The sequence below is a fragment of the Bacillus sp. AFS040349 genome, from assembly GCF_002577655.1.
In the GTDB taxonomy this organism is placed as follows: Bacteria; Bacillota; Bacilli; order Bacillales; family Bacillaceae; genus Metabacillus.
Genome location: NZ_NUMC01000189.1, coordinates 530 through 849, shown reverse-complemented (window position 1 = coordinate 849; position 320 = coordinate 530). Strand labels below are relative to the sequence as shown.

Annotated in this window: 1 tRNA gene; it reads right to left on the bottom strand. The window is 44.1% G+C overall.

Going from position 1 to position 320, the window contains the following annotated elements:
* Positions 1 to 49: 49 nt before the first annotated feature.
* Positions 50 to 122 (bottom strand) — tRNA-Phe (locus tag COD11_RS25890).
* Positions 123 to 320: the final 198 nt, after the last annotated feature.

Genomic DNA, 320 nt, shown 5'->3' with positions numbered 1-320 from the left:
ACCAATTGAGCTACACCGGCGTTAAATTTAATTTAAAATAAATAAAAGGTGGCTCGGGACGGAATCGAACCGCCGACACATGGATTTTCAGTCCATTGCTCTACCAACTGAGCTACCGAGCCAATATAGTTTACGGCTTCCGCTAAGCTTCGAATCTCTTCGTCAGCTCTCTCACTCACATCCTCACGTATAGTCATACGCTCCAGTGCTCGTTCACTTGCTTCCTCGACCTTCTCGCTTATCGAAACCCTTTTACTCTATACTTAGAGATAGAGCAAATATTAATCTAACTAATAAAATAATGGCGGTCCGGACGGGAC